The sequence below is a fragment of the Mesorhizobium carmichaelinearum genome (assembly GCF_900199455.1).
In the GTDB taxonomy this organism is placed as follows: Bacteria; Pseudomonadota; Alphaproteobacteria; order Rhizobiales; family Rhizobiaceae; genus Mesorhizobium; species Mesorhizobium carmichaelinearum.
In genome coordinates this window covers 12,376-38,635 of sequence record NZ_FZQR01000024.1, presented here as the reverse complement: position 1 = coordinate 38,635, position 26,260 = coordinate 12,376, and the positions used below count along the sequence as shown (strand labels likewise).

Below are 26,260 nucleotides of genomic sequence, written 5' to 3'. Positions count from 1 at the left end.
ACCAGCGTGAAAACCGGAAATCGGTTCCACAGGGGCCGCTGCCGCGCAACTAAATCCGCCATTCGCCTGCTTTAAGCCGCGATTCAGCGGTTAGGGCGATGATCGCGAAAATGTCAATTCTTGTTTCGCACCTGCGAACGCCCCATAAATGGGTGAGATGAAGCCGTACCCCAAATATTTCGAGAAGATTCGCATCCGCCCGGAGAAGGATGCGGAGCTGAAGTCGCACTCGCCGATCTGCCAGTGGGACGGCTGCAAGGAGGCTGGCACCCATCGCGCGCCGGTCGGGCGGATGAAGGAGGGCGAGTATTTCCGCTTCTGCTTCGACCATGTGCGCGAGTACAACAAGGGCTTCAACTATTTTTCGGGCGTGCCGGACACCGAGGTTGCGCGTTTCCAGAAGGAAGCCATGACCGGCCACCGGCCGACCTGGAAGATGGGCGTCAATGGCGCCTCGACGCGTTCATCGCCCGATATGGCGCAGATGCGCTCCGGCCGCGCCGGCTATTACAACCGCATGCGCGACCCGTTCGACCTGTTCAAGGGGCCGAAGGATCCGCGCGAAGCGCGCGAGCGCAAGGCGAAGCCGCTTGAGGCCAAGGCGCTGGAAACGCTTGGCCTTGATACAAAGGCGACTGGCAAGGATATCAAGGCGCGCTATAAGGAACTGGTGAAACGTCACCATCCGGATGCGAATGGTGGCGATAGAGGTTCGGAAGACCGGTTCCGCGATGTGCTGCAGGCCTATCGCGTGCTCAAACAGGCGGGCCTGTGCTGAGCGACCCTATGGTTTGTGTCGTTTTCCAACTTTCATAAGGTTGGAAAAGGCTTTAAGACCGCCCCCGAACAAAATCGATTGCCGGCGAAACGGGACGTTTCGCCCGTGGAGACGTTGAGAGATATGAACAAGGTCGATCGCGACATCGCCAACCTGCCCGACACGACGGTGTCGGTGAAGGAGAAATTCGGCTTCGACTCCAAGATGGTGGTGCCGGCCTATTCGGTGACCAGCGAACATGTACCTGACGTCGATCCGGACTATCTGTTCGACAAGGCGACGACGCTGGCGATCCTTGCCGGCTTTGCCTACAACCGCCGCGTCATGGTGTCGGGCTATCACGGCACCGGCAAGTCGACCCATATCGAACAGGTCGCCGCCCGCCTCAACTGGCCCTGCGTGCGCGTCAACCTCGACAGCCATGTCAGCCGTATCGACCTCGTCGGCAAGGACGCGATCGTCGTCAAGGACGGGTTGCAGATCACCGAATTCCGCGACGGCATCCTGCCCTGGGCCTACCAGCACAATGTCGCGCTCTGCTTCGACGAGTATGATGCCGGCCGCCCGGACGTGATGTTCGTCATCCAGCGCGTGCTGGAATCGTCGGGCCGGCTGACGCTGCTCGACCAGAGCCGGGTCATCCGTCCGCATCCGGCGTTCCGGCTGTTCTCGACCGCCAACACGGTCGGCCTCGGCGACACGACCGGCCTCTATCACGGCACGCAGCAGATCAACCAGGCGCAGATGGACCGCTGGTCGATCGTCACCACGCTGAACTACCTGCCGCACGACAATGAAGTGAACATCGTGCTGGCCAAGGCCAAGCACTATCGCGACAACAAGGGCAAGGACATCGTCAACAAGATGGTGCGCGTCGCCGACATGACGCGTTCGGCTTTCATCAACGGCGATCTGTCGACCGTGATGAGCCCGCGTACGGTCATCACCTGGGCTGAGAATGCCGAGATCTTCGGCAATATCGGCATGGCGTTCCGGCTGACCTTCCTCAACAAGTGCGATGAACTGGAACGCTCGGTGGTGGCCGAGTTCTACCAGCGCGCCTTTGGCGAGGATCTGCCCGAGAGCGCCGCCAACGTGGTGCTGGGCTAAGCAGAGCCTCGATGGCGGGTCCGGGCGACAACACGCGCAACAAGTCGAAGACGGGGTCTGAAGCCGACAGCTTCAAGCGCGCCGTCACCGTCTGCATGCGCGCCATTGCCGGCGACAAGGACATGGAAGTCGGCTTCGCCAAGGACAGGCCCGCACTTGCAGGCAGCCGCGCGCGTTTGCCCGAACTGCCGAAAAAGGCCTCCAAGACCGACATCGCGATCACCCGCGGCCTCGGCGATTCCATGGCGCTGAAGCGCGCCTGCCACGATGCGCGCATCCACACCAAGCTGGCGCCGGAAGGCAAGGCGGCGCGCGCCATCTATGACGCGGTCGAGCAGGCCCGTGTCGAGGCGATCGGCAGCCGCGCCATGCAAGGCGTCGCCGACAATATCGGTTCGATGCTTGAGGACAAATACGCCAAGGCCAACCTCGTCGACGTCAAGGACAAGGCCGACGCGCCGATCGAGGAAGCACTCGCCCTGATGGTGCGCGAGAAGCTGACCGGGCGCCCGGTGCCTAAGAGCGGCGAGCGGCTGGTCGAGCTCTGGCGGCCCTGGGTCGAGGAAAAGGCCAAGGCCGACCTCGACGGACTTTCGGCCAAACTCGACGACCAGCAGGCCTTCGCCCGCGTCGTGCGCGAGATGCTCGCCTCCATGGAAATGGCCGAGGAACTCGGCGACGACCAGGAGATGGAAGACTCCGAGGACAATGACGACAACCAGCCGCAAGGCGAGGAGCAGAGCGAGGAGGGCGGCGAAGAGGATTCCGGCTCCGAGCAGTCGCAGTCCGAGGATGCCGAGGCTTCGGCAGACGACGAGCAGTCGTCCGAGACGGAGGCCTCCGACGCCACCGCCGACGATTTGTCCGACGATGACGATGCGGATGCCGAGACGCCCGGTGAGGCGCGCCGCAACGACAATCCCTTCACCAATCTGCCGAAGGAAATCGACTACAAGGTCTTCACCACGGCTTTCGACGAGACGGTCGGCGCCGAGGAGCTTTGCGAAGAGGAAGAGCTCGACCGGCTGCGCGCTTTCCTCGACAAGCAGTTGGCCAATCTGTCCGGCGTCGTCGGGCGGCTTGCCAACCGGCTGCAGCGCCGGCTGATGGCGCAGCAGAACCGCTCCTGGGATTTCGACCTGGAAGAGGGTTACCTCGACCCGGCGCGGCTGGTGCGGGTCGTCATCGACCCGATGCAGCCGCTGTCCTTCAAGCAGGAACGCGACACCAAATTCCGCGACACGGTGGTGACGCTGGTGCTCGACAATTCGGGCTCGATGCGCGGCCGGCCGATCACGGTCGCCGCCACCTGCGCTGACATTCTTGCCCGCACACTGGAGCGCTGCGGCGTCTCGGTGGAGATCCTCGGCTTCACCACGCGGGCGTGGAAAGGCGGGCAGGCGCGCGAGAAGTGGCTGAAGGACGGCAAGCCGCCAAACCCCGGCCGCCTCAATGATCTGCGTCACATCATCTACAAGTCGGCCGATCATCCGTGGCGTCGCGCCCGGCGCAATCTCGGCCTGATGATGCGCGAAGGCCTGCTCAAGGAAAACATCGACGGCGAGGCGCTGCTGTGGGCGCACAACCGGCTGATCGCCCGGCCTGAACAGCGCAAGATCCTGATGATGATCTCGGATGGCGCGCCGGTCGACGATTCGACGCTTTCGGTCAATCCTGGCAATTATCTCGAGCGCCATCTGCGCGCCGTCATCGAACTGATCGAGACGCGCTCGCCGGTGGAATTGCTGGCCATCGGCATCGGCCATGACGTCACGCGCTATTACAGGCGCGCCGTCACCATCGTCGATGCCGAGGAACTGGCCGGCGCCATGACCGAGCAACTGGCTTCGCTGTTTGCCGAGGAAAGCGCACGCGACACGCGGCGTGGCGGCATGCGGCGCGCCGGATGATCTTTTCGCGCGGCGGGTTTCGGCAAACGCTTTTCGCCGCCATCGCCCTGTTCGCCGGCGTGGCGTCCGCGCCAGCCGGTGCGGCTGGCTCGGCCCCGGTCGAACCCATCGAAGTTTCGGCGCGCCCGATCACCGAATTCCGCATTGGCCAGGCCGACAGGCAATTCGGTTCGCTCGAATTCGTCGGTGGGTTGGAAATGACCTCGAAATCGCGTGATTTCGGCGCGCTGTCGGCCTTTCGCTTTCTGAAAGCGGGCAGCGATTTCATCGGCGTTGCCGACACCGGCTATTGGTTCTTCGGCACGGTGGCCCGCGACGCCGACAGGCGTCCTGTCGGTATCCAGAACTTCCGCATGCAGCAGATGGTCGACCAGAGCGGCCAGCCGATCGACGAGAAATGGGAAGTTGATGCCGAAGGGCTCGCGGTCAAGGATGGCATCGCCACGGTCGGTTTCGAGCGCAACCACCGCGTCGCCCAGTTCAAGATCGATCCGGCCGATATGAAGGGGCCATACCGGCAGCTGGATTTCCTGGTGCCGGCGCGGGAGCTGCGTCAAAATCGCGGCTTCGAGACCGTCACCCATGCCAATCCCTATGGCCAGCACGAGGGCGGTCTGGTCGTGGTCTCGGAAAAGAGCCTCGACAAATCAGGCAATATCTATGCCGCCATCATCGAAGGGCCGCACAAGGGCGTCTTCACCGTCAAGCGCAATGTCGATTTCGACATCACCGACGGCGCCTTCCTGCCGGATGGCGACTTGTTGCTGCTGGAGCGCAGTTTCACCATGGCCGGCGGCCTCAAGATGCGGCTGCGGCGCATCTATGGCGAGAGTGTCGAGAAGGGCGCCGTCGCCGACGGGCCGGTGCTGCTGGACGCCGACATGGGCTACCAGATCGACAATATGGAAGGTCTCGACGTCTGGACCCGCGACGATGGTGCGGTGATGGTGTCGCTGATCTCCGACGACAACCACTCGATCCTGCAGCGCAACCTCTATCTGGAATTTATCCTGCACCAGGATTGAGCGGCAGGTCCACTGCGAAGCTGAAGTTGCGGGTTTCAACGGCGGGTTCGATTTGGTCGGACGCCTTCCCCTATTCCTTCGCTGCTTTGCAGCGCCAATCAATCCGCTTGGCGCTGCGGCGGACGCATAGGGGAGAGGTGTTACCCATGTATCCGGTTCAAAGTGTTACCCATCTATCGGCTGGACAAGCGTAGCTCGACGGAGAAGAGGGTCGACCGTTCATCTGATCCGCCTGACTGCCCGCTTGCCGCCGATTACGCGCTCGCTGCGTCGTGCCCAATTTGCTGCAACTGTGGGTTTGACCAGCGCCTTCCCCCACTCCGTCGCCGCTTCGCGGCGCCACCTCTCCCCCCTCCGGAGGGAGAGGAAGGGAGCCAACCTGCGTAAGCTCGCGCCTTTCCTCTACCCCGTCGATCGGGGGAGAGGTGGCTCGGCGAAGCCGAGACGGAGTGGGGGTCGACTGCCCGTCACCCGATTCACGCTCGGCAAAACACTTTAGTCTAGACTTGACAATTGGCGTCGCTGGCGCAATACTCAAGTCCATGCTTAACTATTCCGAGATCGACAGCATCCTTCGCGCTCTTGTCGAGCCAACCCGCCGCCAGATCCTGGAACGGTTGAGCCGCGGACCGGCCACCGTCAGCCAGCTGGCGGAGCCGTTCGGCATGACCTTCGCGGCCGTGCTGCAGCATCTGCAGGTGCTGGAGGCTTGCGGGCTGATCCGCAGTGAAAAGATCGGGCGGGTGCGCACCTGCCGGATCGAACCGGGCGGGCTCGCCCCGCTCGCCGACTGGATTGCGGAGCGCCGCATACCAGCGGAACGCCACCTCGACCGACTTGGCCAGATCCTGGCCGAGCCAGACCCATCCCCAAAAGGCCAATCCCCCAAGAAGAATCAGCAAAAGGACGAAAAGCAATGAACCAGATCGCCCCCGTGAAAGACGAGCACTCCGTCATCCACTCCACGTTCACCATCGAGCGGACCTATCCGCAATCGCCGGCCAAGGTCTTCCATGCTTTCGCCGACAAGGCGACGGTGCGGCGCTGGCGGGTTGACGGCGACGGTTTCACCATCGCCGAATTCAGCTTCGATTTCCGCGTCGGCGGCGGCGAGGTGTCGCGCTTCAGCTATGGCGGCGGCCCGGAGGTCAGGCTCGACGCGCAGTTCCAGGACATCGTTCCGGACCAGCGCATCGTGTTTTCCTACCGGATGGCAATCGGGCCGCAGCCGATGTCGGCGTCGCTGACCACGGTTGAGCTGACACCCTCAGGCGACGGCACAAGGCTGACCTATACCGAACAAGGTGCCTTCTTCGATGGCGTCGATTCCGCCAAGGGTCGGGAGGAGGGGACGCGCGGGCTGCTGGAGGCCCTTGCCGCGGAACTCCAGAAGTCAAAGTAAACTCGAACCGCCAGCCGGCGGCTCCGGTCAGGACCATGAGCCGTTGGTGGCGATCCAGATGACATGGCGCGCGCCGCGCTTGCCGTTGGCGCGCGTGTTGACCTCCTCGACGGCGAAGCCCGCCTGCTTCAGCCGTCGCGTGAAGCCGCTGTCCGGCCCTTGCGACCACACCGCCAGCACGCCGCCCGGCTTGAGGGCGGTGCGTGCGACGCCGAGGCCCGCCAGGCTATAGAGGGCGTCATTGCCCTTGTGGACGATGCCTTCGGGGCCATTGTCGACGTCGAGCAGAATGGCGTCCCAGGCCTTAGGCTCGGACCGTATCAATTGCCCGACATCGGTCTCCTCTATGGTGACCCGGGGGTCGTCGAGACAGCCGCCAAACACCTCCGCCATCGGGCCGCGTGCCCAGACGACGACCGCCGGCACCAGTTCCGCGACAACGATTTCGGCATCCTGGCCCAACTCGGCGAGAGCAGCGCGCAGCGTGAACCCCATGCCAAGGCCGCCGATCAGGATCCTCGGTTGCCGATGGCTCGCAATCCTTTGGCAAGACAGTTTCGCCAGCGCTTGCTCGGAGCCGCTGAGGCGGCTGTTCATCAGCTCGTTGGTGCCGAGCATGATCGAGAACTCGCTGCCGCGCCGTTTCAGGCGAAGTTCTTGGGCACCATCCCCGGTCCTTGCCGAATCGAGATGGACCCAAGGGATCATGGGCTTTGTCTGACCATGATCTTTTCCGAAAACCGGAGGCCACTTTTCGGGATCATGGTTAGACCGCGACCGCCGGCTGGCTCCAGCGAGCGGCGAGCAGCCGGTAGGGGATGAGTGCCACCACGGCGATGATCAGCTTCACCGAGAGGTCGCCAAGCGCCCAAGACACCCAGCGCATGGCCTCGATGTGGAAGACACCCATCAGCGGCGCCGTTTCGAGCGCGAAACTGTCGTTCGGACCGGCAAAGGCGAAGGCCGCCGAGAAGGCGACGGTGAAGAACACCATGGTGTCGAACACCGATCCGACCAGCGTGCCGACGATCGGCGCCCGCCACCAGCTCTGCCGGCGCAGCCGGTTGAACACGGTGACGTCGAGCAATTGGGCGGACAGGAACGCCGCGCCTGAAGCGGCGGCGATGCGCACCAACCGGTCGGCCGCGGTCCCGAATTCGATCAGGCCATGGCGGAACAGGAAGGGTGGCACGAGGATCGAGCAGACCACCGCCGTCATGAAGCCGACAAAGACGATCCGGCGCGCCACGGCAGGTCCGTAACGGCGGTTGGCGAGGTCGGTGACCAGGAAGGAGAAGGGATAGGTGAAAGCGCCCCAGGTGAGCAGGTCGGCCAGCGACAGGCCGCCGATCTGGCCCTGCATCGGGAACTGCACGAGAATGTTCGATGCCACGACGACAAGCGCCATGGCGGCCACGAAGGGCAGATATCGCGAGAAGGAAGTCATTTTTTTATCCTGGGTAATGGAACCAGCGGAGCATCATGCCCATCGGGCGGTGCTCGCTTCGTAGTCGAGCACCGGATGTCGAACCTTGCGGATCTATCCGATGCCTAGGGCCAACAAGAGGTTGGCCAGGGCGGTCGTCCCCCGCCTTTATCCGATGTTACGCGGCGACCTGTTCGGCCAGCTTCTTGGCGATCTGCTTCTTCAGCAGGCGCGCGCGCTGCGACAGTTCCTTGACGTCGGCCTTGGCCAGGAAAGCGTCGAGACCGCCGCGATGTTCGACCGAACGCAGCGCGTTGGCCGAGATGCGCAGGCGCACATTCTGGTTCAGCGCTTCCGAAATCAGCGTCACATTGACGAGGTTCGGCAGGAAGCGACGCTTGGTCTTGTTGTTGGCGTGGCTCACATTGTTGCCGGTCTGGACTGCCTTGGCAGTGAGTTCGCAGGTGCGGGACATAATTCTAACCTTCAATTCTCTCGGGACCTGCCAAACCTTTGTGCCCACGCCGGGTGGCGCGCGGTTCTGGTCAGGCGGCCTTATGGAAAAAGTTGGCGTTCCATAGTTGCATTTCACCGGGGCGTCAAGCTCCGGCTTTGCCACGGAAGCGCCCGGCATTTCATATTAAGGCCGGATTTCATCCTATAAGCGGTCTCATAGGGACATGCCAGACCGGAGTCGCCCGCCTCCGGCCGAAAATCAAGGATCCGATCCCGCCATGCCTCGTTTGTCTCACGCACTTGTTGCCGTGCTTGCCGTTGCCTTGCCGTCCGCCGCGTCGGCTGCCTCGCCGCAGTCTTTCAAGGGCGAGTACACGGTGTCGTTCCTGGGTCTTTCGATCGCAAGATCGACCTTCTCCAGCCACTACGAGAATGGCGCCTACGCGATCGAAGGCAGCGTGTCCGCTGCAGGCCTCGCCAAGCTGTTCGACGACACGCGCGGCACGATTTCGTCCAAGGGCACGATTTCGGGCAAGAAGATGGTGCCGCAGGCATTCCGGGCCGATTACACGTCCGGCAAGAAGGCATCAGTGGTCGACATCCGCTTCAGCAATGGCGCTGTGACCTCGACGCAGGTCATTCCGGCGCCTGGCAAGCGCGACCCCAACAATTGGGTGCCGATCGGTGCTGGCGACCTGGCATCGGTGCTCGACCCGATGGCCGCCACCGTCATCCATGCCGACAGCCTTGACCAGGTCTGTGGCCGCAAGGTCAAGTTCTACGATGGCGAGATGCGCGCCGACCTGACGCTGACCTACGCTTCGAAAGGCACGATCTCGGTGCCGGGCTACAAGGGCGACACCATCACCTGCCGGATGGGCTTCGAGCCGGTGGCGGGCTATCGCAAGGGCCGCAAGGCGCTCAACTATCTCAAGAACAAAAGCCGCATGATGGTGACGTTTGCGCCGCTCGGCCAAACCGGAGTATATGCGCCGATCCACGCCACGGTTGGAACGCAGATCGGCACCTTGACCATCAGCGCCGGCCGTTTCGAAGCGGTACAGTAGGGCACGTTCCTGGGGACAGAACAGGGCGCGTCACGGGAGAGGACATGGCGCGCGCAACACTGATCGGCTTTTCGGCGGTCGCCATGTGGGCGCTCTTGGCGCTGCTCACCGATGCGTCGGGCAAGGTGCCGCCATTCCTTTTGTCGGCGATCACCTTCTCGATCGGCACCGGGGTCGGGCTTGTCGCGCGGCTGTTCATGCCGGCCGCCGACAGAAGCCAGAAAATACCGCCTCAGGTCTGGGTGATCGGCATTGCCGGCCTGTTCGGCTACCACTTTTTCTATTTCACCGCGCTGCGCAACGCGCCGGCGGTGGAGGCCAGCCTGATCGCCTATCTGTGGCCGCTGCTGATCGTGCTCGGCTCGGCGCTGATGCCGGGCGAAAAACTGGCGTGGAACCATGTCGTTGGCGCGCTGCTCGGCCTGGCCGGCACCGTGCTGATCGTCACCAAGGGCGGCGGGCTGGCCTTCGACGCGCGCTACACGTTCGGCTATACCATGGCCGCCGTCTGCGCGCTGCTGTGGTCGTCCTACTCGCTTTTGTCGCGGCGCTTTCCGTCGGTGCCGACCGGCATCGTCACCTGGTTTTGCGCGGCGACTGCCGTGCTGTCGCTCGTCTGCCATCTGGCGCTGGAGCAAACGGTGTTGCCTGAAGGCGTCGGCCAGTGGCTGGCGGTGCTTGGGCTTGGCCTGATGCCGGTGGGGGCGGCTTTCTATGCCTGGGACATCGGCGTCAAACGCGGCAATATCCAGGTGCTGGGCGCGGCAAGCTATGCGGCGCCAATGTTGTCGACGCTGGTGCTGATCGCGGCCGGCGTCGCCGAGCCGTCGCTGCGCATCCTCGCCGCCTGCGTGCTTATCACCGGCGGTGCGGCCTTGGCGGCAAAATCGCTGTTCCTGCGCAAGCCGGCCGCGGCTGGGAGCCGAGCCGAGGCCGTCGAAAGCGGAGCCGGGGCATGACCATGCCGTTTGCCGGCGGCATCGACGCCAACGCCAATGCGACGCTGATCTTCTCGCTGGTGGCGGCGGTGATCTACGCTTTCACGCTGGGCATGCCGCAAAGCCTCGCCCGCTCCGCGGCAAAGACGCTTAGCGTCGCGATGCTTGCCGTGCTTTCGGCGCTGCAAGGCGGCCCGCTGCTGCTGGTCGTGGCCCTGGCGTTCAGCGCGGTGGGCGATGCCTTCCTGTCGCGCGACGGCGAAAAGGCGTTTCTCGGCGGGTTGGCGAGTTTTCTCGTCGCCCACATTGTCTATATCGCACTGTTCCTGCGCAGCGGTGGCGGGTTGGGATTGCTTGGCGCCGAATCCTGGCGCGGTGCCATCGCACTGGCACTGGCGGTGTTCGTGGTCGTCATGCTGGCCGCGCTCTGGCGTCGCGTCGGCCCCAGCCTGCGCATCCCGATCGCCTTTTATGTCGTGGCGATCCTGGCGATGGGCATGGCCGCTCTGACCACCAACAGCGCCTGGGTCATCGGCGGCGCCGTGCTGTTCATGGCATCGGACGGGCTGCTCGCCACGGAGAAGTTCCTGGTGGCGGCCATCTCGCCGCATCGCGCGTGGATGCGATTTGCGGTGTGGGTTCTGTATTACGCTGCCCAGTTCGCGATCACGCTGGGTTTCCTGCTGGGGTAGGCTGCCAGCCCGGCTCGGCCAGTTCGAAGGCGGCGAAATCAAAGCCCGGCGCGACCGTGCAGCCGACCAGCGTCCAGTCGCCCAGGCTGCGCGCCGATTGCCACCAGCCTGCCGGCACGACGATCTGCGGCCGTTCACCCGCCGCGAGCCCGATGCCGAGCACCTGCTCGATCACCGTCGACCCTTCTTCCCACATCGACAGCGCCAGCGGCGCGCCGGCATGGAAATGCCAGACCTCGGCCGCATCCTTGACCCGATGCCAGGCGGAAAGCTGGTGCTGCTCCAACAGGAAATAGATGGCGGTCGAATGGCCGCGTGCACCGCCGGCTTCGTCGCGAAAGGTTTCCGTGTACCAGCCGCCTTCCGGATGCGGCTTCAGTCCGAGTGTCGCGATGATTTCTGCTGAACTGGTCATCGGTCGAAGGCCTGCACGATGCTCAAAAATTGTCCTTGCGCTTGCGGATCTCGGCGAACACCTCGGCATCCCCGGCCTTTTCCAAGCCGAGATGCTTGCGGATTGCCGGATCGTGCCAGCGCAGGAAAGGATTGGTCGACAATTCCTCGCCGATCGTCGTCGGCAGCGTCGGCTTGCCGTCGGCCCGCAGCGCCTCGATCCTGGCGGCGCGCTCCTTCAAGGCCGAATTGGTCGGGTCGACAGTCAGCGCGAAACGGGCGTTGGCGAGCGTGTATTCATGGCCGCAATAGATTGTCGTCGCGGCGGGAAGGGTGGCAAGTTTCTTCAGTGATTCGTACATTACCGGCGGCTTGCATTCGAACAGCCGTCCACAGCCCAGCGCGAACAGCGTGTCGGCGGTGAACGCCACTTGCGACGCCGGCAGATGATAGGAAACGTGGCCGGCGGTGTGGCCGGGAGTGGCGATCACCTCGATCCTCTCATCGCCAAGATGAAGGACGGAGCCTTCTTCGGCGGTTTCGTCGATGCCGGGGATCTTGGCCTTTTCCGCCTCCGGGCCGACGATGCGCAGCTTGAAGCGCTCCTTCAGCGCCAGATTGGCCTCGACGTGGTCCATATGATGATGCGTGGTCAGGATCATCGTCGGCGTCCAGCCGGTGCGCTTGATCGCGGCCAGGATCGGCGCTTCCTCGGGTGCGTCGATGATCGCGGTCTGCCCGCTTTTGCGGTCATGCACCAGCACGCCGAAATTATCGCTGCGGCAAATGAACTGTTCGATTTCGACCGCCATCGTATCTCTCCATTTTGTCGCCGCAGACATAGGGCGCCAGAGGGCGGATGTCATCCCGGAGATGACAACATCACTCCCGGAGATGACGAATGTCATCCGGGGATGTGCCGGCAACCTCTGGGGCTCTTTGTTGAAACCTGCCGACATCACGGCTACATCCCTGACATGCATTCCGACATCGTCGACCTTCGCTCCTTCTACTCGACAACGCTCGGCCGGTTCGCCGAGCGCTCGATCACCATGGCGCTGTCGTCGATATGGGCCACTGTCCCCAATGAAAGGCTGGTCGGTCTCGGCTATACCTTGCCCTGGTTGGAACGTTTCGGCTCCGACGCCGAGCGGGTCTTTGCCTTCATGCCGGCGACGCAGGGCGCCGTGGTCTGGCCGGCGGCAGGGCCGACGGCGACGGCGCTGGTCTTCGACGAGGAACTGCCGCTGGTCGATTCCTGCATCGACCGCATGCTGCTCGTCCATTCGCTTGAACATGTCGAAAACCCGCGCGAGACGCTGAACGAGATCTGGCGGGTGCTGTCGCCGGCAGGCCGCGTCGTCATCGTTGTGCCCAACCGGCGCGGTGTCTGGGCACGCTTCGAGCATACGCCGTTCGGCAATGGCCGGCCGTTCTCACGCGGGCAGCTGACGGAACTGCTGCGAGAGGCGAATTTCACGCCCGCCGCCTGGTCGGATGCGCTGTTCTTCCCGCCGTCGCGACGACGCTTCATGATGCGCTTCCACAATGTGCTGGAGCGCGCCGGCCGACGCCTGTGGCCGATCTTTTCCGGCGTTATCGTCGTAGAGGCGCAGAAACGGCTCTATCAGGGTGTGCCGGTGGCCCAGCGCGCCTCGCGCCGCGTCTTCGTGCCGGTGCTGTCGCCACACGGCGCGACACGGCTCGGCCGCCGGGCCGAGGCGATAGGCGCGGCAGCAGCGGCTCGCCAGGTGAAACCTTCGTGATCAGCGCGGAAACTTTCCTCGCGCTGCATTTTTGCGACCTATTTGTCGTGCTGGGTTCGCGGACTAACAGGCGGCGGCCGTCGGCTCCCTCTATCCGGTTTCAGCATCGCACCTGAACGCAAGGACTTCTGACATGGCTGATCAACTGGACAATCAGGCCACCGTTCAGCCGGTGGCCGTCGAGGCCAGCAGCCTGCGCGATCAGGTGGCGACGATCAAGCGGGCGCTGGTGGTGTCCCCGGTTCGCAAATGGTTGCTGTGGACGTCGGTCGGCATCATGGTCGTCATCATCGCGACGTCGATCGGGCAGGTCCTGCTCAACCGCTGGAACCAGCCCTTCTACGATGCGCTGGCGCGCCGCGACATGGCGGCCTTCCTGCACCAGCTTCTCGTCTTTGCGATGATCGCCGGCGGGCTGCTGGTGCTCAATATCGGCCAGACCTGGCTCAACCAGATGATCCGGCTGAAGCTGCGCGAGGCACTGACGCTGGACCTGATCGACCAGTGGATGCGGCCGGCGCGCGCCTTCCGACTGGCCAATGCCGGCGCCATCGGCGTCAATCCCGATCAGCGCATGCAGCAGGATGCGGCGCATCTCTCGGACCTGTCGACCGATCTCGGCGTCGGGCTCTTACAGTCGCTCATCCTGCTCCTGTCCTTCGTCGGCGTGCTGTGGGAACTCTCCTCGGGCTTTGTCTTCCACATTGGCGGCTGGTCGCTGGCGATACCGGGCTACATGGTGTGGGCCGCGTTCCTCTATGCCGGCATCGCCTCCTGGCTGAGCTGGCTGGTCGGTCGGCCGCTGATCAGGCTCAACAGCGATCGCTACACGCGCGAAGCCGAGCTGCGCTCCTCCATGGTGCGCGTCAACGAGAATGTCGATGCGATCGCGCTCTACCATGGCGAAGACGACGCCAAACGGCGGCTCGAACTCGACCTCGGCACGGTGCTGGGCGCGATGCGGCGCATCTTCACGGCCCAGATCAATCTATCCTGGGTGACCGATACCTATGGCTGGATCACGGTCGTGGCTCCCATTCTGGTCGCGTCGCCGGTTTATTTTTCCGGCGATATCAGCTTCGGCGGACTGATGATGGCGGTCGGTGCCTTCAACCAGGTGCATTCTTCCTTGCGCTGGTTCATCAACAACATCGGCAGCATCGCCGATTGGCGCGCGACGCTGATGCGTGTCGCCGACTTCCGTATCGCGCTCGATGAAACCGATGTGCTGCACGACACTGAAAGGCGCATCACCTTCGATCAAAATGCCAATGGCAGCCTGACGTTCGAGAGGCTCCAGGTGGCTTCGCCGGAGGGCTGCACAAAACTCTCCGACCAGCATGTCGAGATCCGCCCCGGCGAGCGGGTGATGATCACCGGCGAGCCGGGTGCCGGCAAGACGCTGTTCTTCCGCGCCATTGCCGGGCTTTGGCCTTGGGGCAGCGGCAAGATCGGCCTGCCAGCTGGAGAAACCCTCATCTTCGTTCCGCGCGTGCCGTATTTGCCGGCCGGCACATTGCGCGAGGTGCTCAATCACGCGAACGGGCATGCGCCCGCAAGTGATACCGATATTGCGGCGGTGCTGGCCGAGGTTGGCCTTGAACGGCTGTCGTCGTCGCTCGACCGTGTCGGGCGCTGGGACCATGAATTGGGCGATGACGAACAGCGCTTGCTGGGCGTGGCCAGGCTCGCCTTGCGGCAGCCGAAATGGGTGATCATCGACGAGGCGATGGACGCGTTCGACGGACCGGCACTGCGGCACGTGTTGGCGATGCTGGAAAAGCATCTCAAGGGCGCCGCGATCATCAATATCGGGCGCGGCCAGCACAACAATCAGTTCTTTCCGCGGGGTTTGACTATCGTGAAGGATTCCGGTGCGCAGCCGCTGAAGCCCGCCCGCGTCAGGGCCGGCGCTATCGATCCGCCGCCGGTCGTCAAGCGCCGCAAGAAGTAGGGCTGTTTTCCCGCGCTGTCGCAGCAAGCTTTATTTCGCCGCGATCGCGAAGGAAGATTTCCCGGAGAAACAGAATTTGGCGGTGGCGATGCTTGATGCTCTGCGCCTGCTTGCCTGTCTTGCCTGTGCCCAGCCAACTCCGGTTGCCTCGCCATCGGATGCGCTGACTGTCGACGTCGAGTTGGTGTTGGCGGTCGATATCTCCCTGTCGATGGACGAGAAGGAGTTCGCGCTGCAGCGCGCCGGCTATGTCGAGGCACTGCGGCATCCCGATTTCATAAGGGCAGTCCGGTCCGGCAATACGGGCCGCATCGCGATTGCCTATTTCGAATGGGCCGGCACGGTGCGCGATGACGCGGTCATCAACTGGCAGATCATCGATAGCGCCGAAAGCGCCAACAGCTTTGCCGACAAGGTGGCCGCGCGCCCGTTCCGGAGTTTTCGCGGCACCTCGATTTCCACAGCACTTGCCTTCGGCGCCGGGCTTTTCGACAGGACGGATTTCGTCGGTGAACGCAGCGTCATCGATATTTCCGGCGATGGCCCCAACAATATTGGGCCGCCGGTCACCGCGATGCGCGATGCGGCGACCGCCAAAGGCATCGTCATCAACGGCCTGCCGATCCTGATCAACACATCGCCAACTTTCAAGCATCTCGACCAGTATTACGCGCAGTGCGTGACCGGCGGACCAGGCTCCTTCGTGCTGCCAATTTATGCGGCAGCCGAATTTTCCACCGCCATCCGGCGCAAGCTGATCCTCGAAGTGAGCGGCATTCAGGACAAGGCCAGGGTCATTCCCGTCGACGCGGATGCGCCGATCGACTGCCTGCAAGGCGAACGGGACAGGCGATTCCTGTCGGATCCCTATTTCCCGGAACTCGACCGGTGAGTTTTGTGATGGGTTCAGGCATGCCGGGCGCCGAACTTGTTGCGAAACTCAGTGTGGACGTTGCGGCGCCAGCGCCGGCCACAGACATAACCGTTGATCAGTTCCGGCAGCGAATAGCCGAGCGTTTTCGACGAACGGTTGGCCATGTAGCCCTCAAACGCCTCCGGTATCCGACCCCTGAGGATATCGGCGATGATCTGCCGCGCGATCATGTAGGGCGGAATGTGCGGGTAGACGCGGGCGATATGCGGGTGTTTATCCATCAGGTTCGCATAGGCTTCGACATAGCCGCTACGGCGGCGCGAAATCGAATTCTGCGAATTGTGTTTCGTCCAGTCGAGATCTCCGGACAGTTGCGCGCCGAAGCGCCGGGCGAGGCGCAGCAGCAATTCCCGGTCCTGCATCCGGGTGATGTCGCTGTCATAGCCGCCAATGGCGAGCAAAGCCTCGCGGCGGGCGGTGATAGCGGTGCCGGCGATGAAGATTGTCTGCGCCACAAGCGTCCGCTCCAGCATCATGGGGCTGACGAATGCCTCGGGGTTGACGCAGTTGGTGGCGCGGCCGCTCTTCAGCGAGACATATGAGCTGATCAGCACCTGAAGCGTGGGATTGTTGTCGAACCAGGCCAAGGTCCGTTCAAGTCGATGCGGCAAGTAGACATCGTCGGAATCGAGGAATGTCACCACCGGAGCCCGCGCCCGCTCTATTCCGGCATTCCTGGCGGCGTTGGCGCCCCGCCATTTCGCCCCGACATAGATCAGCCGCGGGTCGCTGATGCGCGCCAGCGCCGCCTCCGTGCCATCGGTGGAACCATCGTCGACGACGATATGCTCAAGCCTCGGCATGCTCTGGGAGAGGACGCTTTCGACGGCGCGCAATACCGTTTCGCGCCGATTGTGGGTCGGCGTGATGACCGTGATGAGGGGCGAACGCTCCGTCTTCCCGGTCATATCGCGTCAGCCGTTCCCAGCGCAAAAATGCGCTTCCTGCCAGGTCTTTCGATCTTCAGGGTGATCGAATCGATCGGACTTCCCCCCTCCACGACGCATCGTCGGATTCGTTGGTGACGCTACAAAAAACAGCTTCCCGTGTCATCCATCCTGCTGGCGCTCAGCCCGCGCGGAAGCACGAATTCCCGTCCTAGCGCTCCAATTGCAACAGCGTGGCCGGGTAAGAGCGTTTGCGATGGGTCGTTGGAGGGATCGGTCCATCGCGACTGTGTCGCGTTCATTCCATTACCTCGGACGTAATCGCTTTGCTATCGGCCCTCCGGCAGATTGCCCTGGCGAGGCTGGCAAATCGGCTTCGATCGACAAGGGAGTTACGTCATGACCGCTTACGCCGTTGCCCATATGCGCCAAGTCACAATGGGCCCGCAGATCGTCGAATACCTGCATCGATGCCACGCTGGAGCCATTCGGCGGCCGTTTCGTGGTCCATGGCGGCAATGTCGAGGTGATTGAGAACGACTGGCCGGGCAACCTCATCATCATCGAATTTCCCGACCGGCATCAGGTGCGCAGCTGGTACAATTCGCCCGCTTACCAGGCGATACTGGCGCTGCGCACGGGAAATTCTCAATCCGACGTGGTGTTCGTTGACGGCGTCGAACATCCGCACAAGGCCACGGATGTCCTGGACTAGAGCAGTTCACCGTTTCATGGAAACGGCGAACGGCTCTAACTCTTTGTTTTGACGCAATTCCGGACGGAAAACCGCTCACACTTTTCCTGGAATTGCTCTAGCGGTCGGCAATCAGCCGCTGTGGAGCTTGCGGGTTGCGCCTGGATACGCTTATCCGCCGGCAAAGTCGGGCAGAACTTCAATTTCGTCAGGGATGAGGCCCAGGGCCAGGCTGAACTGACCCCAAAATGCCAAACTGTAGAACGCCAGGCCGACAAGCAGAGACAATGGAATTTGCCAGACCGGCATCCCCGTTTGCCGGGCATGCCGTATAATGCGCCGTGTTGTGCGCCACGACATGGTGAGCCATCGGCTGAGCGACTTTACGATCCGCCGGCTACGACGAGAGGATACAAGTTCTCGAAATTTCCGGTCGGCATCGCGACCGGTCACCAGTGCGCGCCAGCGGAAGAAGCGCCAGCCGCGCGGCGGGTGGTGATAGACACGTGCATTGGCGCTGACGAGTTTATGGCCGTCGCGCTCAAGCGCACGCATCAGCAGCGTGCAGGAAACCTTGAAGCCATTGTTTTCGGGAAAGGGGTGATTGGTGATCCAGTCGCGGCGAAAGGCCACGTTGTTGGCGTTTATCGCGCGTTTCGAAGCAAAGCGCGTATCCTTTTGCGCCATCGGGAAAAACCAGATCAGCGCAAATGTTCTCGACATGAAATCATCGTAATAAAGGTAGGTGTATCCATTTACGGCCACGGTCGCGGGATCTTGAAATGGACCAAGCATGGCTGAGAGCCATCCGGATTCCACCACGGTATCGGAGTCCGTGAAAATGACGATGTCGCCGTCGGTTGCCGGAATGCCGTTGTTCTTGAGATCGTAGTACCTGCCCCCTGGGCATGCGGCGAAGATCACGTCGGCGACCTGTTCCAGCTGCGATGCTGCAGGTGCGATATTGCTTCTCAGCAAAAGTGTGTCCGCGTCGTCTCCGCCATGGGAGATAACGACCTGTGGCCTGGCAAGGCCCAGCGAAGAAACAGCGCCGATTTCCCGCGCCAAGGCGGTCAGTCCAACGCTGACCTCTTCCAAGTCTACCGACCTGGCATTCTCCATTTCCAGGACAAGGGAATAGCTCAGCGAATCTACAGGCACGTTTTATGGAATCCTATTATAGCGCAAGGAGTTCAAACAACGCCTCGGAAGCACGAAGAAATCGAGATAATCAACCCCTACCGCTTCAGCAAAAAAACCGCCTGCTGGCCGAAGAAATTCCAGAACCACCAGGGCATCGACAGGCCGATCTTCTGGCCGGCGGCATCGAGCGCGGTCGCCTTTTCCACCGTCGCGCCGAGCTCCTCGCACAGATTGACGAAGTCGCGGATGGTGCAGAAATGGATGTTGGGCGTGTCGTACCAGGAATAGGGCAGGTCCTGGGTCACCGGCATGCGGCCTTTGACGAACAGCGACAGGCGCACCCGCCAATGGCCGAAATTGGGGAAGGAGACGATCGCCCGGTTGCCGATCCGGAGCAATTCGTCGAGCACCAGCTTCGGGTTGCGGGTCGCCTGCAGGGTCTGCGACAGGACGACGAAGTCAAAACCCTTGTCGGGATAGAATTCGAGATCCTTGTCGGCATCGCCCTGGATGACAGAGAGGCCGCGCGCCACGCATTCGTTGACGCCGCGCTGCGACAGTTCAAGCCCACGGCCGTCGACCTGCTTGGTGTCCTGCAGCAATTCAAGCAATGAGCCGTCGCCTGAACCGACGTCGAGCACGCGGGACTGCGGCGGGATGAGGTTGGCGACGACCTCGAGGTCGACGCGCTGGCTGCCGTTGACGCTCATGATGCGAGTCCTCTGGCGCGGGCTGCCGAGCCGATGAAGCCGTTGATGGCGGCAAACAGTTCCGGCTCGTCGAGCAGGAAGGCGTCGTGGCCGCGGTCGGTTTCGATCTCGACGAAGGATACCGAGGCGCCGGCGGCATTGAGCGCGTGCACGATCGAGCGGCTTTCTTCGGTCGGGAACAGCCAGTCCGAGGTGAACGATACCAGGCAGAAGCGAGTCTTGGTCCCGGCAAAGGCGTCCGCCAGGCGGCCGCCATGGTCGGCAGCAATGTCGAAATAGTCCATCGACCGCGTCATGTAGAGATAGGAATTGGCATCGAAGCGGTCGACGAAGGTCATGCCCTGGTGGCGCAGATAGCTTTCGATCTGGAAGTCGGCGTCGAAGCCGAAAGTCAGGTGGTCGCGGTCCTGCAGATTGCGGCCGAATTTGCGGTGCAGGGCGGCTTCCGACAGATAGGTGATGTGGGCGGCCATGCGCGCCACCGCCAGGCCCTTTTCCGGGCGCTTGCCGTGCTCGAAATATTTGCCGCCATGCCAGTCCGGATCGGCCATGACGGCTTGCCGGCCGACCTCGTGGAAGGCGATGTTCTGCGAGGAATGGCGGGCGCCGGTGGCGATCGGCAGTGCCGAAAAGACGCGCTCGGGATAGCTCGACGCCCATTCCAGAACCTGCATGCCGCCCATCGAGCCGCCAAGCACGCAGAACAGTTTCTCGATGCCGAAATGGTCGATCAGCATCTGCTGCGCGCGCACCATGTCGCGGATGGTGATGACCGGCAGGTCGAGCCCATAGGGCTTGCCGGTGGCGGGGTTGGTCGAGGCCGGGCCGGTGGAGCCGAGGCAGCCGCCAATGACGTTGGAGCAGATGACGAAGAAACGGTTGGTGTCGATGATCCTGCCGGGGCCGATCAGCACTTCCCACCAGCCCGGCTTGCCGGTCACCGGATTGGTGTTGGCGATATGCTGGTCACCGGTCAGCGCATGGCAGACGAGGATGGCATTGGAGCGGGCATCGTTGAGCGTGCCGTAGGTCTGGTAGGCGATCTGGAACGGAGACAAAAGCGTGCCGGCATCGAGCTTGAGCGGTTGGTCCGGCCCGAAGCGCAACACCGGGCTCGACGGCTGGTCGGCCTCGTTGTTGGTCTTTCTTGCGCGCAGAGCGGCCATTCACATCTCTTCCATCGGTCGTCCGGCCAAGCGCGGACAACAAAAAACCGGCATTGCCGTCGCAAAGCCGGTTACAGGATGCAAACGGCCCTTTAGCAAGTTGTTTAACGTGGCTGCAAGCCGACCGGCCAAATCACCACGGAAGTTCTTATCTCTTCTAGGGCCATGGGGTGTTGGCGTCAACGGCGGCGTTTCTCACGGGTCGTTGTCCTTCTCGCCACCTTGCACAATTTGTGTAAATTACGTAAATTGCGCAAGCTAATCGAAGTCACTTCGGTTTTGTCACAGTCGACTTCACAGGCCCTTGCAGCAGATGGAGGCAAAGCATGCCCCGGAACACCGCAATCCCGGCGAGCGATTTCGCCCGAAATTTTGCTAAATATCAGGACGAAGCCATCTCCAAGAAGGTCATCAATGTGACCAATCATGGCCGAGTTGTGGGGGCGTATCTTTCCGCCGAGGAGTTCGAGCACTACGAATTGCTGAAGCGTCGTGAGCGTGAAATCCTGATCGTGGGCGAACTTGACGACGACACCATAGCTTCTATCGAATCGGCTGAGTATGGCGTGGAACCGAAGTGAGCCTGCCGCTTCCGAAACCGGGTCTGGTCATTCGCTATAATTTTCTTTGGAGTGCCGAACGCCTCTCCGGCAAAGTCGAAGGCACAAAGGATCGTCCTTGCGCGATCGTCGTTGCCACGCCGACGGACACGGATGGCCACATCCGCACCATTGTCGCTCCGATCACCCATAGCCCACCATCCGACAAGGCAACATCGGTCGAGATTCCGGCGGTGGTTTGCCGAGCTCTCGGCCTCGATGAAGGCCGGCACTGGATACGCCTTGACGAGTTGAACCGCTTCCTTTGGCCTGGCTACGATATTCGACCGCGCTCCAACGGCAGTTACGCCTATGGAATGCTTCCGCCAGCCTTGTTCGATCAACTGCGGCACGGAATTCTGCAGCTTCAGCGGGCCCGCAAAGCCCGAATCACCGGCCGCGATGATTGACGCTACATGCGGCGGGCACCTCTCGACATTGCCGGCCATGGCTTGTATTCCCGCTGCGGCCTCGGATGAGGCTTTCTCGACAGGTTTTTACGACATGACGCAGACACCGGATCAGGCACGTCCAACCCCGCGCGCGGGCATCATGGACATCGACGCCTATGTGCCCGGCAAGAGCGCCGCACCCGCCGGTGTCGCCAAGGTCTACAAGCTGTCGTCGAACGAGAACCCGCTCGGTCCGTCACCGAAGGCGATCGAGGCCGCGCGTGAGGTTGCCGCCAGGCTCGACATCTATCCCGACGGCACCGCCAGGCGGCTGCGCGAGGCGATCGCCGAGGTGCATGGCCTCAACGCGCAAAACGTCATCTGCTCCAACGGCTCCGACGAGATCCTCGGCCTCTTGGCGCAGACTTATCTCGCGCCCGGCGATGAGGCCATATTCACCGAACACGCCTTCATGGTCTACAAGATCTACATCCAGTCGGCCGGCGCCACCCCGGTTGTTATCAAGGAGACCGACGAGCGCGCCGACATCGATGCGATACTGGCCGCCGTCACGCCGCGCACGAAAATCGTGTTTCTCGCCAACCCCAACAACCCGACCGGCACCTATGTGCCTTTCCAGGAGGTGCGCCGCCTGCATGCCGGCCTGCCGAAGAATGTGCTGCTTGTGCTCGACGCGGCCTATGCCGAATATGTCCGCCGCAACGATTATGAAGCCGGCATCGAGCTGGTCGGCGGCGCCGAGAACGTGGTGATGACCCGGACCTTCTCCAAAATCGGCTTGGGGGGAGCGCGGGTCGGCTGGATGTATGGTCCGATGCACATCGTCGACGCCATCAATCGCGTGCGCGGTCCCTTCAACGTCAACGCGACGGCGATCGAGGCCGGTATCGCCGCAATCCGCGACCGCTCCCATGTCGAGCGCAGCGTGGCGCATAACGAGACCTGGCTCGCCTGGCTGAGCGAACAAATGACCGGGCTCGGACTGCGGGTGACGCCCAGCGTCGGCAATTTCCTGCTCATCCATTTTCCCGACGATCAGAAGCATTCGGCGGCCGCGGCGGACGATTATCTGACCGCGCGCGGCTATATATTGCGCCGCGTTTCCGGCTACGGCTTTCCCAACGCGCTGCGCATGACCGTCGGCACCGAAGAGGCCAATCGCGGCGTTGTCGCCGCGCTCACGACATTCCTGAAAAGTTAGAACGCCCGAGAGCTACAAAGCCATGACATCACCGATGTTTGAAAAGATCGCGCTGGTCGGCATCGGCCTGATCGGCTCGTCGCTGGCTCGTGTCATCCGCCGCGAAGGCCTGGCCGGTCACGTCGCCATTTCAACCCGCAGCGCCACAACGCTGAAGCGTGCGGAGGAGCTTGGGCTGGGCGATTCCTACACGACCGACGCGAAGGAAGCGGTCCGCGACGCCGATCTGGTCATCGTCTCGGTGCCGGTCGGCTCGTCAGGCGCGGTGGCTGAGGAAATCGCGCCGGCGCTGAAGAAGGGGGCGATCCTCACCGATGTCGGTTCAACCAAGGCATCGGTGATCGCGCAGATGCAGCCGCATGTGCCCGGCGGCGTCCACTTCATTCCCGGCCATCCGCTGGCGGGCACGGAAAAATCCGGCCCGGATGCCGGATTTGCCGATCTGTTCGACAATCGCTGGTGCATCTTCACGCCGCTGCCGGACACCGATCCGGAAGCCTTGGAACGGCTGTCGGAATTCTGGCGCCGCTGCGGCGCCAACATCGATACGATGGATCCGCAGCATCACGACATGACGCTCGCCATCGTCTCGCATCTGCCGCACATCATCGCCTACAACATCGTCGGCACCGCCGACGATCTGGAATCAGTGACCAAGACCGAAGTCATCAAATATTCCGCCTCCGGCTTTCGCGACTTCACGCGACTGGCCGCCTCGGATCCAACCATGTGGCGGGATGTGTGCCTGCACAACAAGGACGCCATCCTCGAAATGCTGGCGCGGTTCTCGGAAGATCTGGCGTTCCTGCAGCGGGCGATCCGCTGGGGCGACGGCGACAAGCTGTTCGACCTGTTCACCCGCACCCGGGCGGTGCGCCGCTCGATCATCGAGGCCGGCCAGGACATCGACGTGCCCGATTTCGGCCGTCAGGCGGTGGAGCATCCGGCCAAGAGCTAAGCCTGTTCAAGCAGGCCAGGTTGCAGCCATCATCGCCAGCGTCTCGGCCCGATCCGGCGCGCCCAGCCTGCCGCCGAAGCGCTGGCATTTGAGCGCGGCGGCGGCACTGGCGAAACGCAGGGCCTGCTCGACCGGCATGGCTTCCGCCAGTCCGACGGCAAAGGCGCCGTGAAAGACGTCGCCGGCGGCGAGCGTGTCGACCGCCTTGATTTTGGGCGCCGCGACATGTCGGGATGATTGCGCCGCGCGGTCGAACCACCAGGTGCCTGCCGCACCGCCGGTGATCGCGACGAAGGCACCGGTGCGCGAGGCCATGTCGGTGCAAGCGGTCTCCAGATCCAGCGCATGACCGCATATGATGCGGACTGCCGGCTCCGAGGCGACGATGTGCGAGGCCAGCGGCAACAACTGCTCCAGCACCGCCAGCGGCGCGGTATCGGCATCGAGGATTGCCGGCCGGGCGGCAGCATGTGCCGCCTTGAGGGCAAGGGCCGCGGCACCCGGCCAACGCACGTCGGCCAGCACGGCATCGAACGCCGTGATGTCTGCGAACGGTAAAGCCTCGGGATCGGCCTGGGCGCGTTTGTCGTAGAAAGGCACGATGATGCGCTCGCCATGCGCGTCGACCAGGATCGAGGCCAGTGCCGAGCGGGCGCCGCTGACGCGGCGGACATAGCTGCAGTCGACACCCTCGGCCTCGACCCCGGCAATCAGCTGATCGCCGATGGGATCGTCGCCTGCGCTCGCCCACAACGACACCTCGGCGCCCAGACGATGTGCAGCGCAGGCGGCGCTCGTGGCCATGCCCGAGGCGATCTGGACACCATCGGCGGCAATGAACTTCCCTTGATGCGTGGGCAGCGTCTCGACACGCAGGATCGTATCCAGCGTCAGCGCGCCGACACTCAGGAGCTTTACGGGTCTTGCCATGGCCGCGCTATTGCACCGGCTTGATCTTGCCCAGCGGAATGAAGCCGAGCGAGGCTTTGCCCTTGACCACCTTCAGCGGCATCGACGGTTCTTTGCCGAGCATGGCGAGCGCGGCAAAGCCCTGTTCGATCGCATTCTTCTGCTCGGGTATGGCGCCGGCCAGGATGGAGGCCACGGCCTTGGGATCCTTGATCTTGATCATCAGATCGGCGTCGACCAGACCTTCGGCATCGACCGACAGCGGCCCGGAAACGGTGACCCGCGCCGTGCCTGACGACAAATCGAGGTTGCGAATCTCTATCTTCTGGCCGCGCAGGCTCTTCACCTGCGTTCCAATCAGCGCGACACCATTCTTCAACGTGGCGTCGCCGCTGGCGTCGAGCGCCGGCAGCACGCGCCCGCCGATCGCATCAGCGTCGATCTCCAGATCGGTGAAGCTGCCGATATAGTCGACGTCCTGACCGTTGGGCTGCAACTGGCCGGCCGCCCTGCCGGCGCTGAACAGTTCCACCGGATCGGTGTCGTCGGCCGGATCGGTCTGCCCGGACAGCCCTTCCGCCTGCAGCGCGATGCGCTGCGGCAGCGGCCATGACAGTTTGACCTTGGCCTGCAGATTGTCCCAGTCGATCCACAGCGGCACCATGCCGGGAACGGAGGTCCTGAGCGGGCCGCGCAGATCGGCGACCGGCGACAAAGGCTGGATGATCTGGGCGACGGCATTGAAGGAGCCGGCCGAGGCCGCGATGTTCCTGGCGTCGTCCTCATAGGCGAGGTTGTCGCAGGAGACGGTAAAGCTCAAGGGGTAGCCGCTGACCTCGAGATTGGCGCAGCCAGCCTGGATGCCACTCTTGTTGAGCGTGGCAACCGCCTTGTCGGCCTCGGCCTTGACCCTGTTGGCCAGATAGAACCAGCCACCGCTGTAAATGGCGAACAGCACAACGATGAACGCCACAAGCCAGAACAGGCCGCGGCGGGGCTTTGGTCGGCGTTCGTCACTTGACGTCATGCTTTGGCTCTCATTAACGCATGGGTGTTGGTGGACGGACTTTCGATTCCGACAACCAGGTAGACATTGGCGAATAGGTAGCCGGGGACGGACGGAAAAAACACCGGTTCCGGTGTGGTGGTGCCATTCTTTTTGCAATCAGGCGCGGCGATATGGGCGATTTTTGGGTGTTTGGCTATGGGTCGCTTATCTGGCGGCCAGGTTTTGCGCATGTCGAGACGCGGCGCGCGCATTTGCACGGCTACCGCCGCTCGCTCTGTGTCTATTCCTTCGTGCACCGCGGCACGCGCCAGCGGCCCGGCCTGGTGCTTGGCCTCGACCGTGGCGGCTCCTGCGTCGGCCTGGCTTTCCGCGTGCCTGGGGAATTGCGCGACGAGGTCATTTCCTATCTGCGCGAGCGCGAGCTCGTCACATCAGTCTATCTCGAGCGCACGCTCAAGGTCCGCCTCGACGGCGGCGGAACGCTCGAGGCCGTGGCCTACATCGTCGATCGCAAGCATGAGCAATATGCCGGCGGGCTGGACGCGGCGCATGCGGCGGCGGTGGTGCGCGGCGCGGTCGGCCAATCCGGCGGCAATGAGGACTATGTGCTCAGCACGCTGAAACATCTGCAAGCGCTAGGCATCCGCGACCATTGGCTGGAGGAGGTGGCGCGGGGGATAGCGCCTTTGTGAAGCGCTGGTTCTGCGGAAAAACGCGGCC

The 26,260-nt window shown here is 62.9% G+C and carries 28 protein-coding genes, 1 pseudogene and 1 riboswitch; of the genes and pseudogenes, 18 read left to right on the top strand and 11 right to left on the bottom strand.

What is annotated here, in order from left to right; genetic code table 11:
- Positions 1-148 precede the first annotated feature (148 nt).
- The 6 genes from CKW40_RS33470 (at position 149) to CKW40_RS33445 (ending at position 6,225) form a co-directional block, all read left to right on the top strand.
- A complete protein-coding gene (locus tag CKW40_RS33470) occupies positions 149-778 on the top strand; it encodes a J domain-containing protein (protein ID WP_095204007.1) in 630 nt (209 codons plus the stop codon).
- A gap of 123 nt (positions 779-901) precedes the next feature.
- A complete protein-coding gene (gene cobS / locus CKW40_RS33465; protein ID WP_095204006.1) occupies positions 902-1,888 on the top strand; it encodes a cobaltochelatase subunit CobS in 987 nt (328 codons plus the stop codon).
- 11 nt (positions 1,889-1,899) lie between these two features.
- On the top strand, positions 1,900-3,798 hold the full coding sequence (cobT, locus tag CKW40_RS33460) for a cobaltochelatase subunit CobT (protein ID WP_095204005.1): 1,899 nt from the start codon (positions 1,900-1,902) through the stop codon (positions 3,796-3,798).
- On the top strand, positions 3,795-4,823 hold the full coding sequence (locus tag CKW40_RS33455; protein WP_095204004.1) for an esterase-like activity of phytase family protein: 1,029 nt from the start codon (positions 3,795-3,797) through the stop codon (positions 4,821-4,823). Before cobT ends, CKW40_RS33455 begins: the two co-directional genes overlap by 4 nt.
- Before the next feature lie 542 nt (positions 4,824-5,365).
- Positions 5,366-5,743 (top strand): ArsR/SmtB family transcription factor, encoded by a 378-nt coding sequence (locus CKW40_RS33450; RefSeq protein WP_095204003.1) that lies wholly within the window; start codon positions 5,366-5,368, stop codon positions 5,741-5,743.
- The gene (locus CKW40_RS33445) at positions 5,740-6,225 is read left to right on the top strand and encodes an SRPBCC family protein (RefSeq protein WP_095204002.1); all 486 of its coding nucleotides are present in this window, start codon (positions 5,740-5,742) and stop codon (positions 6,223-6,225) included. The genes CKW40_RS33450 and CKW40_RS33445 overlap by 4 nt, the downstream gene beginning before the upstream one ends.
- A gap of 27 nt (positions 6,226-6,252) precedes the next feature.
- Here CKW40_RS33445 and CKW40_RS33440 read toward each other — a convergent pair whose 3' ends face one another.
- The 3 genes from CKW40_RS33440 to rpmB form a co-directional block, all read right to left on the bottom strand.
- Positions 6,253-6,933, bottom strand: coding sequence for a spermidine synthase (locus tag CKW40_RS33440; protein WP_095204001.1), 681 nt, complete (start codon positions 6,931-6,933; stop codon positions 6,253-6,255).
- Between the two features lie 58 nt (positions 6,934-6,991).
- Positions 6,992-7,672, bottom strand: a complete 681-nt coding sequence (locus CKW40_RS33435) for a queuosine precursor transporter (protein ID WP_095204000.1) — start codon at positions 7,670-7,672, stop codon at positions 6,992-6,994.
- 157 nt (positions 7,673-7,829) lie between these two features.
- A complete protein-coding gene (gene rpmB / locus CKW40_RS33430; RefSeq protein WP_010911765.1) occupies positions 7,830-8,126 on the bottom strand; it encodes a 50S ribosomal protein L28 in 297 nt (98 codons plus the stop codon).
- A gap of 259 nt (positions 8,127-8,385) precedes the next feature.
- On the opposite strand from rpmB, the gene CKW40_RS33425 reads away from it, so the two are divergent.
- From CKW40_RS33425 to CKW40_RS33415, 3 genes are read left to right on the top strand one after another with little or no spacing between them, the layout of a single operon-like run.
- Positions 8,386-9,174, top strand: a complete 789-nt coding sequence (locus tag CKW40_RS33425; protein WP_095204038.1) for a DUF3108 domain-containing protein — start codon at positions 8,386-8,388, stop codon at positions 9,172-9,174.
- 44 nt (positions 9,175-9,218) lie between these two features.
- Positions 9,219-10,133, top strand: a complete 915-nt coding sequence (gene yddG / locus CKW40_RS33420) for an aromatic amino acid exporter YddG (protein ID WP_095203999.1) — start codon at positions 9,219-9,221, stop codon at positions 10,131-10,133.
- Positions 10,130-10,804 carry a lysoplasmalogenase gene (locus CKW40_RS33415; RefSeq protein ID WP_095203998.1) on the top strand — a complete coding sequence of 225 codons (675 nt, stop codon included), beginning with the start codon at positions 10,130-10,132 and terminating at the stop codon, positions 10,802-10,804. Before yddG ends, CKW40_RS33415 begins: the two co-directional genes overlap by 4 nt.
- On the opposite strand, the gene CKW40_RS33410 is transcribed toward CKW40_RS33415, so the two are convergent.
- A complete protein-coding gene (locus tag CKW40_RS33410; protein WP_095203997.1) occupies positions 10,779-11,219 on the bottom strand; it encodes a cupin domain-containing protein in 441 nt (146 codons plus the stop codon). The genes CKW40_RS33415 and CKW40_RS33410 overlap by 26 nt on opposite strands.
- A gap of 22 nt (positions 11,220-11,241) precedes the next feature.
- Entirely contained in the window at positions 11,242-12,009 is a 768-nt protein-coding gene (gene gloB, locus CKW40_RS33405) for a hydroxyacylglutathione hydrolase (RefSeq protein ID WP_095203996.1), read from the bottom strand.
- A 165-nt stretch (positions 12,010-12,174) separates the two neighbouring features.
- On the opposite strand from gloB, the gene CKW40_RS33400 reads away from it, so the two are divergent.
- From CKW40_RS33400 to CKW40_RS33390, 3 genes are all read left to right on the top strand, one after another.
- Positions 12,175-12,963: a class I SAM-dependent methyltransferase gene (locus CKW40_RS33400; protein ID WP_095203995.1), complete on the top strand. Its 789-nt coding sequence runs from the start codon at positions 12,175-12,177 to the stop codon at positions 12,961-12,963.
- Positions 12,964-13,096: 133 nt separating this feature from the next.
- Positions 13,097-14,917 (top strand): ABC transporter ATP-binding protein/permease, encoded by a 1,821-nt coding sequence (locus tag CKW40_RS33395; protein WP_095203994.1) that lies wholly within the window; start codon positions 13,097-13,099, stop codon positions 14,915-14,917.
- 88 nt (positions 14,918-15,005) lie between these two features.
- On the top strand, positions 15,006-15,809 hold the full coding sequence (locus tag CKW40_RS33390; protein ID WP_095204037.1) for a DUF1194 domain-containing protein: 804 nt from the start codon (positions 15,006-15,008) through the stop codon (positions 15,807-15,809).
- A gap of 14 nt (positions 15,810-15,823) precedes the next feature.
- Here CKW40_RS33390 and CKW40_RS33385 read toward each other — a convergent pair whose 3' ends face one another.
- Positions 15,824-16,759 (bottom strand): glycosyltransferase family 2 protein, encoded by a 936-nt coding sequence (locus tag CKW40_RS33385; RefSeq protein WP_095203993.1) that lies wholly within the window; start codon positions 16,757-16,759, stop codon positions 15,824-15,826.
- Between the two features lie 378 nt (positions 16,760-17,137).
- Between CKW40_RS33385 and CKW40_RS33380 the strand changes: the two are divergent.
- Positions 17,138-17,453, top strand: a pseudogene (locus CKW40_RS33380) (DUF1330 domain-containing protein).
- A gap of 150 nt (positions 17,454-17,603) precedes the next feature.
- On the opposite strand, the gene CKW40_RS33375 reads toward CKW40_RS33380, so the two are convergent.
- The 3 genes from CKW40_RS33375 to metX form a co-directional block, all read right to left on the bottom strand.
- Entirely contained in the window at positions 17,604-18,530 is a 927-nt protein-coding gene (locus CKW40_RS33375) for a glycosyltransferase family 2 protein (RefSeq protein WP_244571390.1), read from the bottom strand.
- Between the two features lie 140 nt (positions 18,531-18,670).
- Positions 18,671-19,285 carry a methionine biosynthesis protein MetW gene (gene metW, locus CKW40_RS33370; protein WP_027047441.1) on the bottom strand — a complete coding sequence of 205 codons (615 nt, stop codon included), beginning with the start codon at positions 19,283-19,285 and terminating at the stop codon, positions 18,671-18,673.
- The gene (gene metX, locus CKW40_RS33365) at positions 19,282-20,451 is read right to left on the bottom strand and encodes a homoserine O-acetyltransferase MetX (RefSeq protein ID WP_095203991.1); all 1,170 of its coding nucleotides are present in this window, start codon (positions 20,449-20,451) and stop codon (positions 19,282-19,284) included. Before metX ends, metW begins: the two co-directional genes overlap by 4 nt.
- 72 nt (positions 20,452-20,523) lie before the next feature.
- Positions 20,524-20,601: riboswitch (SAM riboswitch) on the bottom strand.
- Positions 20,602-20,777: 176 nt separating this feature from the next.
- Between metX and CKW40_RS33360 the strand changes: the two genes are divergently transcribed.
- The 4 genes from CKW40_RS33360 (at position 20,778) to CKW40_RS33345 (ending at position 23,622) form a co-directional block, all read left to right on the top strand.
- Positions 20,778-21,032: a type II toxin-antitoxin system Phd/YefM family antitoxin gene (locus CKW40_RS33360; protein ID WP_095203990.1), complete on the top strand. Its 255-nt coding sequence runs from the start codon at positions 20,778-20,780 to the stop codon at positions 21,030-21,032.
- Positions 21,029-21,460: a hypothetical protein gene (locus CKW40_RS33355; RefSeq protein WP_095203989.1), complete on the top strand. Its 432-nt coding sequence runs from the start codon at positions 21,029-21,031 to the stop codon at positions 21,458-21,460. The genes CKW40_RS33360 and CKW40_RS33355 overlap by 4 nt, the downstream gene beginning before the upstream one ends.
- Before the next feature lie 94 nt (positions 21,461-21,554).
- Positions 21,555-22,664: a histidinol-phosphate transaminase gene (gene hisC / locus CKW40_RS33350; protein WP_095203988.1), complete on the top strand. Its 1,110-nt coding sequence runs from the start codon at positions 21,555-21,557 to the stop codon at positions 22,662-22,664.
- A gap of 22 nt (positions 22,665-22,686) precedes the next feature.
- On the top strand, positions 22,687-23,622 hold the full coding sequence (locus tag CKW40_RS33345) for a prephenate/arogenate dehydrogenase family protein (protein ID WP_179298210.1): 936 nt from the start codon (positions 22,687-22,689) through the stop codon (positions 23,620-23,622).
- Between the two features lie 6 nt (positions 23,623-23,628).
- Here CKW40_RS33345 and CKW40_RS33340 read toward each other — a convergent pair whose 3' ends face one another.
- Positions 23,629-24,552: a sugar kinase gene (locus CKW40_RS33340; protein ID WP_095203987.1), complete on the bottom strand. Its 924-nt coding sequence runs from the start codon at positions 24,550-24,552 to the stop codon at positions 23,629-23,631.
- A gap of 7 nt (positions 24,553-24,559) precedes the next feature.
- Positions 24,560-25,558, bottom strand: a complete 999-nt coding sequence (locus CKW40_RS33335) for a DUF2125 domain-containing protein (RefSeq protein WP_095203986.1) — start codon at positions 25,556-25,558, stop codon at positions 24,560-24,562.
- 152 nt (positions 25,559-25,710) lie between these two features.
- Between CKW40_RS33335 and CKW40_RS33330 the strand changes: the two genes are divergently transcribed.
- Positions 25,711-26,232: a gamma-glutamylcyclotransferase gene (locus CKW40_RS33330; protein ID WP_095203985.1), complete on the top strand. Its 522-nt coding sequence runs from the start codon at positions 25,711-25,713 to the stop codon at positions 26,230-26,232.
- Positions 26,233-26,260: the final 28 nt, after the last annotated feature.